The sequence below is a fragment of the Streptomyces sp. NPDC054842 genome, assembly GCF_053611025.1.
Genome location: NZ_JBSGZN010000022.1, coordinates 47,432 through 62,411 on the forward strand (window position 1 = coordinate 47,432; position 14,980 = coordinate 62,411).

The 14,980-nt window shown below is 69.5% G+C and carries 14 protein-coding genes; 10 read left to right on the forward strand and 4 right to left on the reverse strand.

Translation table 11 applies throughout. From position 1 onward, the window contains the following. Positions 1–115: 115 nt before the first annotated feature. On the forward strand, positions 116–472 hold the full coding sequence (locus ACWGIS_RS18865) for an iron-sulfur cluster assembly accessory protein (protein WP_161305473.1): 357 nt from the start codon (positions 116–118) through the stop codon (positions 470–472). 267 nt (positions 473–739) lie between these two features. On the opposite strand, the gene ACWGIS_RS18870 is transcribed toward ACWGIS_RS18865, so the two are convergent. Both ACWGIS_RS18870 and ACWGIS_RS18875 read right to left on the reverse strand, forming a co-directional pair. Next, the gene (locus ACWGIS_RS18870) at positions 740–2,263 is read right to left on the reverse strand and encodes a hypothetical protein (protein WP_453363563.1); all 1,524 of its coding nucleotides are present in this window, start codon (positions 2,261–2,263) and stop codon (positions 740–742) included. Between the two features lie 164 nt (positions 2,264–2,427). Beyond that, entirely contained in the window at positions 2,428–2,637 is a 210-nt protein-coding gene (locus tag ACWGIS_RS18875) for a hypothetical protein (protein ID WP_453363564.1), read from the reverse strand. Between the two features lie 132 nt (positions 2,638–2,769). On the opposite strand from ACWGIS_RS18875, the gene ACWGIS_RS18880 reads away from it, so the two are divergent. Next, positions 2,770–3,744, forward strand: a complete 975-nt coding sequence (locus tag ACWGIS_RS18880; RefSeq protein ID WP_453363565.1) for a carbohydrate kinase family protein — start codon at positions 2,770–2,772, stop codon at positions 3,742–3,744. Positions 3,745–3,846: 102 nt separating this feature from the next. On the opposite strand, the gene ACWGIS_RS18885 is transcribed toward ACWGIS_RS18880, so the two are convergent. Beyond that, positions 3,847–5,229 carry an aminotransferase class V-fold PLP-dependent enzyme gene (locus ACWGIS_RS18885; RefSeq protein WP_453363566.1) on the reverse strand — a complete coding sequence of 461 codons (1,383 nt, stop codon included), beginning with the start codon at positions 5,227–5,229 and terminating at the stop codon, positions 3,847–3,849. 276 nt (positions 5,230–5,505) lie between these two features. Here ACWGIS_RS18885 and ctaC point away from each other — a divergent pair, with 276 nt between their 5' ends. The 4 genes from ctaC to ACWGIS_RS18905 all read left to right on the forward strand — a co-directional run bounded on the left by ctaC (position 5,506) and on the right by ACWGIS_RS18905 (position 10,082). Next, entirely contained in the window at positions 5,506–6,465 is a 960-nt protein-coding gene (gene ctaC, locus ACWGIS_RS18890) for an aa3-type cytochrome oxidase subunit II (RefSeq protein ID WP_355794510.1), read from the forward strand. Further along, positions 6,462–8,201 carry an aa3-type cytochrome oxidase subunit I gene (gene ctaD / locus ACWGIS_RS18895; protein WP_453363567.1) on the forward strand — a complete coding sequence of 580 codons (1,740 nt, stop codon included), beginning with the start codon at positions 6,462–6,464 and terminating at the stop codon, positions 8,199–8,201. The genes ctaC and ctaD overlap by 4 nt, the downstream gene beginning before the upstream one ends. Beyond that, complete coding sequence (locus ACWGIS_RS18900; RefSeq protein WP_453363568.1) at positions 8,198–8,596, forward strand: cytochrome c oxidase subunit 4; 399 nt, start codon at positions 8,198–8,200, stop codon at positions 8,594–8,596. Before ctaD ends, ACWGIS_RS18900 begins: the two co-directional genes overlap by 4 nt. 184 nt (positions 8,597–8,780) lie before the next feature. After that, positions 8,781–10,082, forward strand: coding sequence for an Ig-like domain-containing protein (locus ACWGIS_RS18905; protein WP_453363634.1), 1,302 nt, complete (start codon positions 8,781–8,783; stop codon positions 10,080–10,082). Positions 10,083–10,188: 106 nt separating this feature from the next. On the opposite strand, the gene ACWGIS_RS18910 is transcribed toward ACWGIS_RS18905, so the two are convergent. After that, positions 10,189–10,590 carry a hypothetical protein gene (locus ACWGIS_RS18910; protein ID WP_453363569.1) on the reverse strand — a complete coding sequence of 134 codons (402 nt, stop codon included), beginning with the start codon at positions 10,588–10,590 and terminating at the stop codon, positions 10,189–10,191. A gap of 187 nt (positions 10,591–10,777) precedes the next feature. Between ACWGIS_RS18910 and ctaE the strand changes: the two genes are divergently transcribed. From ctaE to qcrB, 4 genes are all read left to right on the forward strand, one after another. Next, positions 10,778–11,398: an aa3-type cytochrome oxidase subunit III gene (gene ctaE / locus ACWGIS_RS18915; protein ID WP_355781457.1), complete on the forward strand. Its 621-nt coding sequence runs from the start codon at positions 10,778–10,780 to the stop codon at positions 11,396–11,398. A gap of 73 nt (positions 11,399–11,471) precedes the next feature. Further along, a complete protein-coding gene (gene qcrC, locus ACWGIS_RS18920) occupies positions 11,472–12,281 on the forward strand; it encodes a cytochrome bc1 complex diheme cytochrome c subunit (protein ID WP_453363570.1) in 810 nt (269 codons plus the stop codon). Beyond that, positions 12,278–13,342 (forward strand): cytochrome bc1 complex Rieske iron-sulfur subunit, encoded by a 1,065-nt coding sequence (qcrA, locus tag ACWGIS_RS18925; RefSeq protein ID WP_453363571.1) that lies wholly within the window; start codon positions 12,278–12,280, stop codon positions 13,340–13,342. The genes qcrC and qcrA overlap by 4 nt, the downstream gene beginning before the upstream one ends. Then, the gene (gene qcrB / locus ACWGIS_RS18930; RefSeq protein WP_453363572.1) at positions 13,339–14,973 is read left to right on the forward strand and encodes a cytochrome bc1 complex cytochrome b subunit; all 1,635 of its coding nucleotides are present in this window, start codon (positions 13,339–13,341) and stop codon (positions 14,971–14,973) included. Before qcrA ends, qcrB begins: the two co-directional genes overlap by 4 nt. The last annotated feature ends 7 nt before the right edge of the window (positions 14,974–14,980 follow it).

The following is a 14,980-nucleotide window of genomic DNA, read 5'->3' on the forward strand; positions in this document are numbered from 1 at the left end:
TGCGAGCATGAAGAGCAGAGAAGCGAAAAGACACGCATCGGCCCGGAATGAATCCGCGGCCCCGCCGGTTGGAACCGTCGGCAAGCAGTCTCCGTACAACCCGGGAGAGAAGCAGATGTCCGTATCGGACGAGACCACCACCGTGAGCGACGGCATCATCCTGTCCGACGCCGCCGCTGCCAAGGTCAAGGCCCTGCTCGACCAGGAAGGCCGTGAGGACCTGGCGCTGCGCGTCGCCGTTCAGCCCGGCGGCTGCTCCGGCCTGCGCTACCAGCTCTTCTTCGACGAGCGCTCCCTCGACGGCGACGTCGTCAAGGACTTCGGCGGCGTCAAGGTCGTCACCGACCGCATGAGCGCCCCGTACCTGGGCGGTGCCTCCATCGACTTCGTGGACACCATCGAGAAGCAGGGCTTCACGATCGACAACCCGAACGCGACGGGTTCCTGCGCCTGCGGCGACTCCTTCAGCTAGTCGGTCCTCCGGCTGGGCGCAGCCGGTGGTGCGGCCCGGTCGTACGCCAGGACACACGACGAAGGCGGCGTCCCCGTAAGGGGCGCCGCCTTCGTGTGTTCCGGGGGCGGGTCTCCCACCGTGGCCCGGGACCGTCACCCGGACCGGCCTGGGATCACCGAGCCCCACCACACCCGCACTGGCCTGCCGTCACCCGGCCCGGCGTGGACTCCACGCGATCGGCATCCGGCAGATGACCCGGGGTCCCGCACCCGGGCCGGCCTGCCGTCACCGCGGGCTCGCGCTGCCCTCCGGGGTGGTCACCTTCCCCTCCCGGACCTCCTTGCCGTCGGTCCCCACGACCTCGCGGCCGCCGAGCGGCGCGTCCAGGCGGACCGTCTGATGGAAGACCTTCGCGATCAGGATGCAGGCCTTGCCCCGGTGCGGCTTCTCGGTCACGGTGACCTCCACCTTCCCCGGGCTCTCCTTGGCGGTGGCCGAGTAGTCGGCGCAGACCCCGCCCGTGAAGCTGACGGTCAGGTCCTTGCCGTCGGCGGTGTAGCCCTGCACCCGCACGTCGCGCTCGGCCGGCTGCGAGGTCGGCTCGTCACCGGGCCCGGTCGGCCGCGGACTCGGCTGCTCCGTGGGGGTCTCCGCCGGATCGGGTGAGGCCAGGTACCGCGGGTCGACGGCCGGATGCGTCACCGTGAACGCCTCCTTCGCCCCCTCGGTCCGCACCTCGAACAGCCAGGACGGCACCAGGGCCTGCCGGCCGTCCACGAAGTGCGAGGCGAGCCCGAAGACGGCCTTCTCGACCGCCACCGACTCCCGTGCCGGCGTCGCGGCCGATCCCTCGCACGGAGTCTCGTCGCGGTCCTTCAGCGGTACGGGGCTCGCGCAGCCCCCGATGCCCTTGCGCCCGCCCTCCGGCGCCGGCCCGTTCATCAGGTCCAGCGCCCGGCGCGCGCCGATCACGGGATACGTGTCGCCCTTCACCGGAGCCTTCAGCTGGCCGCTGCCGCCCACCACGCGGCTGTCGGTGCCCACCTGGATGCCGGTCGTCCAGCCGGAGGTCGGCAGGTCACCGACGCGCGGCTCGGCGTTCACGGCGCGGACGGCGCCCATGAGCTGCCGCGCGTCCAGCTTCGCGTCGTCCTGCCCGACCGCCTTCAGCACCGGCGCCGCGGCCTTCCGCGCGGCGGCCTCGCTCACCGGGTCCCCGCTCCCGGCGGCCGGGGCGCTCCCGCACTTGGTGGCACTCCCGCAGTCGTCGGTGCCGGGCGCGTACCGGCTGAACGTCCAGGTCCCCGGCGCCCGCTTGTTCACCTGGAGGCTCGGTCCCGAGCCGTCCTTGTCCGGTCCCACCTTCCAGGTCTCCCCGGCGAGCCTCGGCGTGCCCGAGAGGCCGAGAGCCTTCGCCAGCCGGGCGACCTCGCCCTCGGTGACCTGGCCCTTCGCCCGGTACACGGGCGCGGAGCCGGGGCCGTCGGGCAGCTCGCCGTCCGCGCGGTAGGTCACGCCGTACGGGTCGGGCTCGCCGGGCGCGATGCCCTCGGTGTCCCCGGCGCCGCCCTCCGTGTAGCCGTCGAGGACCAGCGGCGGGGGAGTGCCGTCGCGGCCGGCGCCGGCCGCGCTCCGGTCGTCGCCGCCGGAGGCGGTCGTGGCGACGTACGCCCCGCCGCCGCCGACCAGCAGCACCGCGGCCGCGACCGAGACGACGGCCACCGGGGAGTGCCGGCGGCGCGTCCCGGCCGTACCGGAGGCGTCCTCGGTCGGTTCGGTCGCGTCGTTGTCGGGTCGCTCGGTGCTCACCGCATCGCTCCTTCGGCTCCGCTGCTGTCCCTGATGACCCGGCCCTGTCAAAGGCGGATGCTCAGGGGTCGTATACCCCGTCCCCTCGACGGGGGACGGCGATGAGACGCAGCGGGGGAGCGCGCGGTTCCCTTCCGGGCGCCGGGCCCGTCCGGTCGGTGCCGTCAGTCGCCGTAGTCGGACATCGCGTCCAGCAGCCGGGCGGAGGTGGAGGGGACGGTCACGCCGTGGATCAGGGACGGGGAGACGGGGAGGGGGGCGGCCTGGTCGGGCGCAGCCCAGTGCCCGGCCATGCGGGCGCAGTCGCCGCGCAGCGACGCCAGGTCGCCGTCGAGGTCGAGCGGGGCCGGGCCGTGGACCTTGAGGTTCGTCATAGGGGCACCGTATGCACGGAGAGGGTACGAAGAAAGATCTACTATCGGGTAGTTTTGCCCGCTTCAGGGCGGCCGGTGCACCGGGTAGCGTGAACTGTCATCCCCTCCCTCCCGCAGGAGCGTGTCCTCGCCGTGCGTATCGCAGTCACCGGCTCCATCGCCACCGACCACCTCATGACCTTCCCCGGCCGTTTCGCCGACCAGTTCGTCGCGGACCAGCTCCACACGGTCTCCCTCTCCTTCCTGGTCGACAACCTCGACGTGCGCCGGGGCGGAGTGGGCGCGAACATCGCCTTCGGCATGGGCCAGCTGGGTACGTCGCCGGTCCTGGTCGGGGCCGCCGGCTCCGACTTCGGCGAGTACCGCGCCTGGCTGGAGCGGCACGGCGTCGACACCGCGTCCGTGCGCATCTCCGAGGTGCTGCACACCGCCCGCTTCGTCTGCACCACCGACGCCGACCACAACCAGATCGGCTCCTTCTACACCGGCGCGATGAGCGAGGCCCGCCTCATCGAGCTCAAGTCGGTGGCGGACCGGGTCGGCGGTCTCGACCTCGTCCTGATCGGCGCGGACGACCCGGAGGGGATGCTGCGCCACACCGAGGAGTGCCGCTCCCGCGGGATCCCCTTCGCGGCCGACTTCTCGCAGCAGATCGCCCGGATGAACGGCGACGAGATCCGGATACTGCTGGACGGCGCCACGTACCTCTTCTCCAACGAGTACGAGAAGGGGCTCATCGAGTCCAAGACCGGCTGGACGGACGAGGAGATCCTCGGCAAGGTCGGCCACCGCGTGACGACGCTCGGCTCGCGCGGCGTGCGCGTCGAGCGGGCCGGCGAGGACCCGATCGAGGTCGGCTGCCCCGAGGAGGAGCGCAAGGCCGACCCCACGGGCGTCGGCGACGCGTTCCGCGCGGGCTTCCTGTCCGGCCTGGCCTGGGGCGTCTCGCTGGAGCGCGCCGCCCAGGTGGGCTGCATGCTCGCCACCCTGGTCATCGAGACCGTCGGCACGCAGGAGTACCAGCTCCGCCGCGCCCACTTCATGGACCGCTTCACCAAGGCGTACGGCGACGAGGCCGCCGCCGACGTCCGGGCGCACCTCGCCTGACGCCGGCCGGCCGCGCGGGTCCGCCGGGTGACGCCGTCACCCGGGCGGGACCCCCGTGCGCCCCGCCGTTCCGGAGCCCGGCGGCGCCCTCCCGCCCGGGCGTCACGACAGGCGGCGCACCACGTAGGCCGAGCCCCGGTCCGCGGGCTCCTCGCCGACGTACTCCTGCCCCCGCATCTCGCACCAGGCCGGGATGTCGAGCCGCGCCGCCTCGTCGTCCGCGAGGACCCGGACGGTGCCGCCGACCGGTACGTCGCCGATGACCTTGGCCAGTTCGATGACGGGGATCGGGCAGCGCCTCCCCAGCGCGTCCACCACGACGGCGTCCGACGCGGCGGGCGTCCTCGTCGGTCCGGCGGGGGCGCCCAGCTTCTCGCGGACCGCGGCGACCGTGCCCGGCAGCACCGACAGGAAGCGCTCGACCTCCTCCGCCGCGGTGCCCGGCGGCAGCGACACCCGGACGTTGCCCTCGCTGAGCACACCCATCGCCCTCAGGACGTGGCTCGGGGTCAGCGTGCTGCTCGTGCACGACGAGCCCGACGAGACCGAGAAGTCGGCCCGGTCCAGCTCGTGCAGCAGGGTCTCCCCGTCGACATAGAGACAGGAGAAGGTGACGATGCCGGGCAGCCGGCGGACCGGGTCGCCGACCACCTCCACGTCGGGGACGAGCGCGGGGACCCGGACCCGGATCCGCTCCGTCAGTTCCCGCAGCCGGTCCGCCTCCGCGGCCGCCTCGGCCCGCACGGCCCGCAGCGAGGCCGCCGCGGCCACGATCCCGGGGATGTTCTCGAACCCGGCCGCCCGGCCCGACTCGCGCTCGTCCACCGGCCCTTGGGGCGCGAACCGGACGCCCTTGCGCACGACGAGGAGCCCGACCCCCGCCGGGCCGCCCCACTTGTGGGCACTCGCCGCGAGGAGGGACCAATCACCCTCCACGGGGCCCCAGCCCAGCGACTGCGCCGCGTCCACCAGCAGCGGCACACCCGCCTCCCCGCACGCCTGTGCGACCTCGGCCACCGGCTGCACGGTGCCCACCTCGTGATTGGCGGACTGCAGGCACGCGAGCGCGGTGTCGGGACGCAGTTCGCCCGCGTAGACCTCGGCGGAGACGGCACCGGTGCGCCGTACCGGGACCTGCGTCACCGTCCCGCCGCCCGACTCGTGGAGCTCGGCCGAATGGAGCACCGAAGAGTGTTCGACCGCTGACACGATCAGGTGGCGTCCGACGCGCCGCCGGCCCCCGAGGGCGCCCGCGATCGCCGTGTGCACCGCCCGCGTCCCCGACGAGGTGAAGGACAGTTCGTCGGGCCGGCAGCCCACCGCCTCCGCGGTCGCCTCGCGGGCGGCGTCGAGCAACAGCCGGGCCCGCCGCCCCTCGCGGTACAGCCGGGCCGGATCGGCCCACCCCTCGTCGAGGGAGGCCTGCAGGGCCTGGCGGGCGACGGGGTGCAGAGGTGCGGACGACGCGGCGTCGAAGTAGGACACGCCCACACGCTAACTCTTCCGTCCCCGGCCCGGAGAGAACGTCAGAAACGGCCGGAGCGGGGCATTCCGGAGCTTCCCGGGGTGCTCTCCAGGGCGAACGGCACCCCTTCGGGGTGCCCGACGGCGCGTTGGGCACCCTCCCCGCGCGACCCCAAATAGCGTCCAGTAGGGTTTGGTCCGCATAAACATCCAAACCCCTGCCCGACGCAGGGCGGCGACCGACCAGCGAGAAGGCCGCAGCCGACCGCGCGGGCGAGACTCTCGGGAAGGCGCTACGTGAGTCCCAACGGCTCCGACCGCTCGCCGCGGCGCCCGATGCGGCGGAAGCTGCTGCAGGCACTGACTGCGGGCCTGGTCCTGGCGACCGCCACCGGTTGCACATACAAGGACTTCCCCCGCCTTGGTATGCCCACCCCGACCACGGAAGAGGCTCCGCGGATCCTCTCCCTGTGGCAGGGGTCGTGGGCGGCCGCGCTCGCCGTTGGCGTGCTGGTGTGGGGCCTGATCCTGTGGAGCGCCATGTTCCACCGGCGCAGCCGCACCAAGGTCGAAGTTCCCCCGCAGACCCGGTACAACATGCCCATCGAGGCGCTGTACACGGTGGTCCCGCTCATCATCGTCTCCGTGCTGTTCTACTTCACAGCCCGCGACGAGTCGAAGCTCCTCAGTCTCGACAAGAAGCCCGACGTCACTGTCAACGTCGTGGGCTACCAGTGGAGCTGGGGCTTCAACTACATCGAGAACGTCGACGGTTCCACCGGGAACGCGAAGACCGACAAGAACCTGGCCGCGATCCCGCGCAAGTACAAGGACGACTTCCCGGCGAACGCCGGCGGCGTCTACGACGTCGGTACGCCCGGCACGGTGAACCCGCAGACCAAGAACCCCGGCCCGACCCTCTGGCTCCCCAAGGGCAAGACGGTCCGGTTCGTCCTCACCTCGCGTGACGTCATCCACTCCTTCTGGGTGGTGCCGTTCCTCATGAAGCAGGACGTCATCCCGGGGCACACCAACTCCTTCCAGGTGACCCCCAACAAGGAGGGCACCTTCCTGGGCAAGTGCGCCGAGCTCTGCGGCGTCGACCACTCCCGGATGCTGTTCAACGTGAAGGTCGTCTCTCCCGAGCGCTACGAGGCCCACCTCAAGGAGCTCGCCGAGAAGGGGCAGACCGGTTACGTCCCGGCCGGCATCGAGCAGACGGACCACGAGAAGAACCGGGAGAGCAACGTACTGTGAGCATCCTCAACGAACCTCAGGGTGCTGCCGGGGCGGACGCTGAGCACTACCAGAACGAGGTGCCGGTCCGGCGCAGGCAGCCCGGCAACGTCGTGGTCAAGTGGCTCACCACCACCGACCACAAGACGATCGGCTCGCTGTACCTGATCACGTCGTTCGCGTTCTTCTGCATCGGTGGCGTCATGGCGCTGCTGATGCGTGCGGAGCTGGCGCGGCCGGGTCTGCAGATCATGTCGAACGAGCAGTTCAACCAGGCGTTCACGATGCACGGCACGATCATGCTGCTGATGTTCGCGACGCCGCTGTTCGCCGGTTTCACCAACTGGATCATGCCGCTGCAGATCGGCGCGCCCGACGTGGCGTTCCCGCGGCTGAACATGTTCGCCTACTGGCTCTACCTGTTCGGCTCGCTGATCGCGGTGGGCGGTTTCCTCACCCCGCAGGGCGCGGCCGACTTCGGCTGGTTCGCCTACAGCCCGCTCTCGGACGCGGTCCGCTCGCCGGGCATCGGCGCCGACATGTGGATCATGGGTCTGGCCTTCTCCGGCTTCGGCACGATCCTCGGCGCGGTCAACTTCATCACCACGATCATCTGCATGCGCGCGCCCGGCATGACGATGTTCCGCATGCCGATCTTCGTCTGGAACGTCCTGCTCACCGCGGTCCTGGTGCTGCTGGCCTTCCCCGTGCTCGCGGCGGCCCTGTTCGCCCTGGAGGCGGATCGGAAATTCGGGGCACACATCTTCGACGCCGCGAACGGCGGCGCGTTGCTGTGGCAACACCTCTTCTGGTTCTTCGGCCATCCAGAGGTGTACATCATCGCCCTGCCGTTCTTCGGGATCATCTCCGAAGTCATCCCGGTGTTCTCCCGCAAGCCGATGTTCGGCTACATGGGCCTCATCGGCGCGACCATCGCCATCGCCGGCCTGTCCGTGACCGTGTGGGCGCACCACATGTACGTCACCGGCGGCGTCCTCCTCCCGTTCTTCTCCTTCATGACGTTCCTCATCGCCGTACCGACCGGCGTGAAGTTCTTCAACTGGATCGGAACGATGTGGAAGGGCTCACTGAGTTTCGAGACACCGATGCTCTGGGCCACCGGCTTCCTGATCACCTTCACCTTCGGTGGTCTGACCGGCGTCATCCTGGCCTCGCCGCCGATGGACTTCCACGTCTCGGACTCGTACTTCGTGGTGGCGCACTTCCACTACGTGGTGTTCGGCACCGTGGTGTTCGCGATGTTCTCCGGCTTCCACTACTGGTGGCCGAAGATGACCGGCAAGATGCTCGACGAGCGGCTCGGCAAGATCACCTTCTGGACGCTGTTCGTGGGCTTCCACGGCACGTTCCTGGTGCAGCACTGGCTGGGCGCCGAGGGCATGCCGCGCCGGTACGCGGACTACCTCGCGGCCGACGGGTTCACCGCCCTCAACACGATCTCGACGATCTGCTCGTTCCTGCTCGGCCTGTCGATCCTGCCGTTCTTCTACAACGTCTGGAAGACCGCCAAGTACGGCAAGAAGATCGAGGTCGACGACCCGTGGGGCTACGGCCGTTCGCTGGAGTGGGCGACCTCCTGCCCGCCGCCGCGGCACAACTTCCTCACCCTGCCGCGGATCCGCTCCGAATCCCCGGCGTTCGACCTGCACCACCCGGAGATCGCCGCCCTGGAGCAGCTCGGCCACGGCGGCCACGGTGCCAGTGCCCTCGCGGGTGGCAAGGAGGCCGGCAAGTGAAGATCCAGGGCAAGATGTTCATCTGGCTCGCCGTCTTCATCCTCGTCATGGCGATCGTCTATGGCGTGTGGTCGAAGGAGCCGGCCGGTACCACGGCACTGTTCCTCGGCTTCGGCCTGAGCATCATGATCGGCTACTACCTGGCCTTCACGGCCCGGCGGGTCGACAAGCTCGCGCAGGACGACAAGGAGGCCGACGTCGCGGACGAGGCCGGCGAGCTGGGCTTCTTCAGCCCGCACAGCTGGCAGCCCCTCGCCCTCGGCATCGGTGGCGCCTTCGCCTTCATGGGCGTCGTCTTCGGCTGGTGGCTGCTCTACTTCTCGCTCCCGATCATCTTCATCGGTCTGTGGGGCTGGGTCTTCGAGTACTACCGCGGTGAGAACCGCACCCAGTAGCACGCTTCGAGCGCACGGGAGCCCGGACACTCCGTCAGGAGGGTCCGGGCTCCCTCGTTTGCCCTACACGGTGTCCCCCGCACGGCTCACCCGCCGCGCCGGAGCCGACCGGGGTTCGTAGCGTGAGGCCATGAACCACACAGTGTTCTTCCGAGGCGCAAGAGCCGGTGTCGAGAGGCCGACCGTGCTCGACCCTTCGGGCCCGCGCGCCCTCGGCCTCTCGACACCGCCACGCCGCCGCGTCCGCACGGTCGTGGGCTGCACCGTGCTGGTGGCCGCCCTCGGCGCGGGCACCGTCGCCTGCGGCGGGGACGACAAGCCGCTCACGGCCGAGCCGTACGACGCGGCGGGCCAGGTGGCCTTCAGCGGCCCCGCGGGCGGCAGCCGCAAGGCCGACCCGGACAAGCCCCTGGAGATCACCGCCAAGGGCTCGGAGAGCCGCATCACGGACGTGACGGCCGTGGACGCGACCGGCAGGTACGTCGCCGGCGAACTGTCCGCCGACGGCACCCGCTGGCACAGCACCTCACCGCTCGCGGCGAACGCCCACTACACGGTCCGGGTGAGCACCGAGAACGAGGACGGTGCGCCCGGCCGCAAGGTCCTCGCCTTCGACACCAGCAGGCCCACCGCGAAGAAGCGGCTGGACGTCACCTTCGGGCCGAAGGCCGGCGAGTACGGCGTGGGCCAGCCCGTCACCGCCGAACTCAGCGCCCCCATCAAGGACAACGCGTCCCGGGCCGTCGTGGAGCGCGCGCTCAAGGTGGACTCCACACCCGCCGTCGAGGGCGCCTGGCACTGGGTGGACGACAAGGAACTCCACTTCCGCCCCAAGGAGTACTGGCCCGCGCACGCCACCATCCAGGCGCACGCCAACCTCGACGGCATCAAGATCGGCGACCGGCTGTGGGGCGGCGAGGCCAAACCGCTGAGCCTCAGCACGGGCGACCGGGTGGTGGCCCTGACCGACGCCGCCGCGCACACGATGCGGGTCTACCGCAACGACGAGGAGATCAACGAGATCCCCGTCACCACCGGCAAGCCCGGTTTCGAGACCCGCAACGGCGTCAAGGTCGTGCTCGGCAAGGAGTACTTCGTACGGATGCGCGGTACCAGCATCGGGATCTCCGAGGGCAGCGCCGACTCGTACGACCTGCCGGTCTACTACGCGACCCGGGTCACCTGGAGCGGCGAGTACGTGCACGCGGCCCCCTGGTCCACCGGGTCCCAGGGATCGGCCAACGTCAGCCACGGCTGCACCGGCATGAGCACCGCCAACGCCGCCTGGTTCTTCAAGAACGTCCGCCCCGGCGACATCGTGAAGGTCGAGAACTCCGACGGCGACACGATGGACGCGTTCGGCAACGGGTTCGGGGACTGGAACCTCGACTGGGACAAGTGGCGCTCCGGCAGCGCGCTGCTCGGCGGCACCCCCGACGGACCCGGGCCCGCGGACCGGGCGCGGCTGCGTCCGGAGAGTGCCTGACGCCGCGCCCCGCGAGGGGCGCGGGGCCGTGACCCGCACGGCCCCCGCGCGCGGACGCGCGAGGCCGGGGACGGCCGGCGGGCGACACGCCCGGCCCGCCGGGCGATCAGGTTCCCTGGAGGGCCTTGCGGCGGAGCAGCGAGGCCAGCGTGGCGGCGAACTCCACCGGGTCGACCGGAAGGGTCACCGCGGCCTCCGCACGGCTCCAGGTGGCCAGCCAGGCGTCCTGGGGCCGGCCGATCAGCACGAGGACCGGCGGGCACTCGAAGATCTCGTCCTTGATCTGCCGGCACACACCCATGCCGCCCATCGGCACCGCCTCGCCGTCCAGCACGCAGACGTCGATCCCGCCCTTGTCCAGCTCCTTCAGCACGGCGGCGGGCGTGGCGCACTCGACGAACTCCACCTGGGGGACGTCGGAGGCGGGCCTGCGGCCGGTCGCGAGCCGCACCTGTTCGCGGGTGTTGGAGTCGTCGCTGTAGACCAGCACCGTGGCGGTCGGCTGCATTGTTCCTCCGTGACTTCGGCGACGTCGGCGTCGTACGGGTGTGAACCGATGCGCGGATGCTACTCCCTCGGACACCTCGTCAGCACCGGTTCGGACAGGGCTTCGATGGGCCATACGGGCTGGACACACCCCCCGGACACTCCGAACGGCACCCCCCGGGGTGAGGGCGGGATAAGCGACCGACATAATGTCGGTCGTGGCGACAGCAACGACAGTAGAAACCGGGCACGCGCACCCGTCGGTCAATCGGCCGAACCTCACCAGCGTCGGAACCATCATCTGGCTGAGTTCCGAGCTGATGTTCTTCGCGGCCCTCTTCGCGATGTACTTCACCCTGCGATCGGTGACCGGGCCGGATCACTGGAAGGAAATGGCGTCAAGCCTGAACTTCCCGTTCTCGGCGACGAACACCACGATCCTGGTGCTCTCCTCCCTGACCTGCCAGCTCGGCGTCTTCGCCGCCGAGCGCGGGGACGTGAAGAAGCTCCGGATGTGGTTCATCGTCACCTTCATCATGGGTGCGATCTTCATCGGCGGTCAGGTCTTCGAGTACACGGAGCTGGTCAAGAAGGACGGGCTCTCGCTCTCCTCCGACCCGTACGGCTCGGTGTTCTACCTGACCACCGGCTTCCACGGCCTGCACGTGACAGGCGGTCTCATCGCCTTCCTGCTGGTCCTCGGCCGCACCTACGCGGCCAGAAGGTTCACTCACGAGCAGGCAACCGCCGCCATTGTCGTGTCCTACTACTGGCACTTCGTCGATGTCGTCTGGATCGGCCTCTTCGCCACGATCTACATGATCAAGTAGTCGGCGCGCCGCACAGGCGGTCCGATCCATTCCCGAAGCATCGACGCAGAAGATCCTGACACCGGGGTAATCCGTGAAAAAGCTCTCCGCACGACGACGCCATCCGCTGGCGGCGGTCGTCGTCCTACTCCTCGCGCTGGCGGCCACCGGGGGGCTGTACGCCGCGTTCGCACCCGCGGGCAAGGCGCAGGCCGACGAAACCGCCCAGTCCCTCGCCATCGACGAGGGCAAGAAGCTGTACTCCGTGGGCTGCGCCAGCTGCCACGGCACCGGCGGTGAGGGCACCACCGATGGTCCCTCGCTGGTCGGCGTGGGCGCTGCCGCCGTCGACTTCCAGGTCGCTACGGGCCGGATGCCGGCCCAGCAGCCCGGTGCTCAGATCCCCAAGAAGAAGAACATCTACTCGCAGGCCGAGATCGACCAGCTCGCGGCGTTCATCGCCTCGCTCGGTGCCGGTCCCTCGGTGCCCACGAAGAACCAGTACAGCCCCGAGGGTGCGGACATCGCCAAGGGCGGCGAGCTCTTCCGCACCAACTGCGCGCAGTGCCACAACTTCGTCGGCAAGGGTGGTGCGCTCTCCGAGGGCAAGTACGCGCCGAGCCTGGAAGACGTGGACCCGAAGCACATCTACGAGGCCATGCAGACCGGCCCGCAGAACATGCCGTCCTTCCCCGACACCACGATGTCGGAGAAGAACAAGAAGGACATCATCGCGTACCTCCACGCGGTCAACGGAGACGACACCGAGAGCCCCGGCGGCCTTGACCTGGGCGGCCTCGGGCCGGTCAGTGAAGGCCTGTTCGGCTGGATCTTCGGACTCGGCGCGCTCATCGCCGTCGCCGTCTGGGTCGCCGCTCGGACCGCAAAGGCCAAGAAGTCATGAGTAGCCAAGACATTCCAGAAGAGAACCTGCCTGCTGAGCGGGCCACCGACGAGCACCACGCTGCGGTCGGCATCGCGGACGAGCAGAACCCGTTCGCGGACCCCGGGCTGCCGCCCCACGAGCACCGCGTCCAGGACATCGACGAGCAGGCCGCCAAGCGCTCCGAGCGCGTGGTCGCCATGCTGTTCACGCTGTCGATGCTGGCCACGATCGGCTTCATCGCCTCGTTCGTGACGATCCCGGCCGACAAGTCGGTCTTCATCTGGCCGCTCGGGCACATCAGCGCACTCAACTTCGCGCTGGGCACCACGCTCGGCATCGCGCTCTTCGCCATCGGCGCGGGCGCGGTCCACTGGGCCCGCACGCTGATGTCCGACGTGGAGATCGCCGACGACCGTCACCCGATCGAGGCGCCGCCCGAGGTGCGCGCCAAGGTCATGGCCGACTTCCGGCAGGGTGCCAAGGAGTCCGAGCTCGGCCGTCGCAAGCTGATCCGCAACACCATGTTCGGGGCGCTGACCCTGGTGCCGCTGTCCGGCGTCATCCTGCTGCGCGACCTGGGGCCGCTGCCCGAGGACAAGCTGCGTCACACCCTGTGGTCCAAGGGCAAGCTGCTCGTCAACATGAACACGAACGAGCCGCTGCGTCCCTCGGACGTCGCCGTCGGTTCGCTCACCTTCGTCAAGCCCGAGGGCCTGGAGGAGCACGACGAGGAGTTCCAGACCGAGATCGCCAAGGCGGCCCTGATGATCGTCCGGCTCCAGCCGGACAACATCAAGGACAAGCGCGAGCTCGAGTGGTCGCACGAGGGCATCGTGGCGTACTCGAAGATCTGCACCCACGTGGGCTGCCCGATCTCCCTGTACGAGCAGCAGACACACCACGTCCTGTGCCCGTGCCACCAGTCCACCTTCGACCTCTCCGACGGTGCCCGAGTGATCTTCGGCCCGGCCGGTCACCCGCTGCCGCAGCTGCGCATCGGTGTGAACGATGAGGGCTACCTTCAGGCGCTCGGCGACTTCGAAGAGCCCGTCGGTCCTGCTTTCTGGGAGCGCGGATGAGCACTGCACACAACGAGACGCGTTCGCGCGAGAAGGCGCCCGCCGGTGAGCGGGTGGCGGACTGGGCGGACGGCAGGCTGGGGATCTACTCCCTCGCCAAGTCCAACATGCGCAAGATCTTCCCGGACCACTGGTCCTTCATGCTGGGCGAGATCTGCCTCTACAGCTTCATCATCATCATCCTCACGGGTGTGTACCTGACGCTGTTCTTCCACCCCTCGATGAACGAGGTCGTGTACGACGGCAGCTACGTCCCGCTCCAGGGACAGCTGATGTCGGAGGCGTTCAACTCGACCATGCACATCTCGTTCGAGGTGCGCGGCGGTCTGCTCATCCGGCAGATCCACCACTGGTCGGCGCTGGTCTTCCTGGCCGGCATGTTCGTCCACATGATGCGTGTGTTCTTCACGGGCGCGTTCCGCAAGCCGCGTGAGGTCAACTGGCTGTTCGGCTTCCTGCTGTTCGTCCTGGGCATGTTCACCGGTTTCACCGGCTACTCGCTCCCGGACGACCTGCTCTCCGGCACCGGTGTCCGCTTCATGGAGGGCGCGGTCCTGTCCGTGCCGATCGTCGGCACGTACCTGTCGTTCTTCCTCTTCGGCGGCGAGTTCCCGGGCGGCGACTTCGTCGCGCGGTTCTACTCGGTCCACGTCCTGCTGCTGCCGGGCATCATGCTCGGCCTGGTCGTGGCGCACCTGATCCTGGTCTTCTACCACAAGCACACCCAGTGGGCGGGCCCGGGCAAGACCGAGAAGAACGTCGTGGGCATGCCCCTCCTGCCGGTCTACATGGCCAAGGCGGGCGGCTTCTTCTTCCTGGTCTTCGGCGTCATCGCGATCATCGCGGCCATCGCCTCGATCAACCCGATCTGGACGCTCGGCCCCTACCGGCCGGACCAGGTGTCGACCGGCGCCCAGCCGGACTGGTACATGGGCTTCTCCGAGGGCCTGATCCGCACCATGCCGGGCTGGGAGATCAACCTGTGGGGCCACACCCTCGTCCTGGGTGTCTTCGTCCCGCTGATGATCTTCCCGCTGGTGCTCGTCGTGATCGCGGTCTACCCGTTCATCGAGTCCTGGGTCACCGGCGACAAGCGCGAGCACCACATCCTGGACCGCCCGCGCAACGCGCCGACCCGTACGGCCGTGGGCGTCGCCTGGATCACCTGGTACGTCGTCATGCTGATCGGTGGTGGCAACGACCTCTTCGCCACCCACTTCCACATGTCGATCAACGCCATCACCTGGTTCGTCCGCATCGCGTTCTTCGTGGCGCCGGTGATCGCGTTCATCGTGACCAAGCGGATCTGCCTCGGCCTCCAGCGCCGGGACCGCGACAAGGTGCTGCACGGCCGCGAGTCGGGCATCATCAAGCGCCTGCCGCACGGTGAGTTCGTCGAGGTGCACGAGCCGCTCAGCCAGGAGGCGCTGCACACGCTCACCGCGCACGAGCAGTACCAGCCCGCCGAGATCGGCCCCGCGGTCGACGAGAACGGTGTCGAGCGCAAGGTCAAGGGCACCCAGAAGCTGCGCGCGAAGCTCAGCAACGCGTACTACGGGGACGAGGGCCAGATCCCCAAGCCCACGGTCGACGAGTACAAGGAGATCACGAGCGGCCACGGCCACCACTGATCGTCCG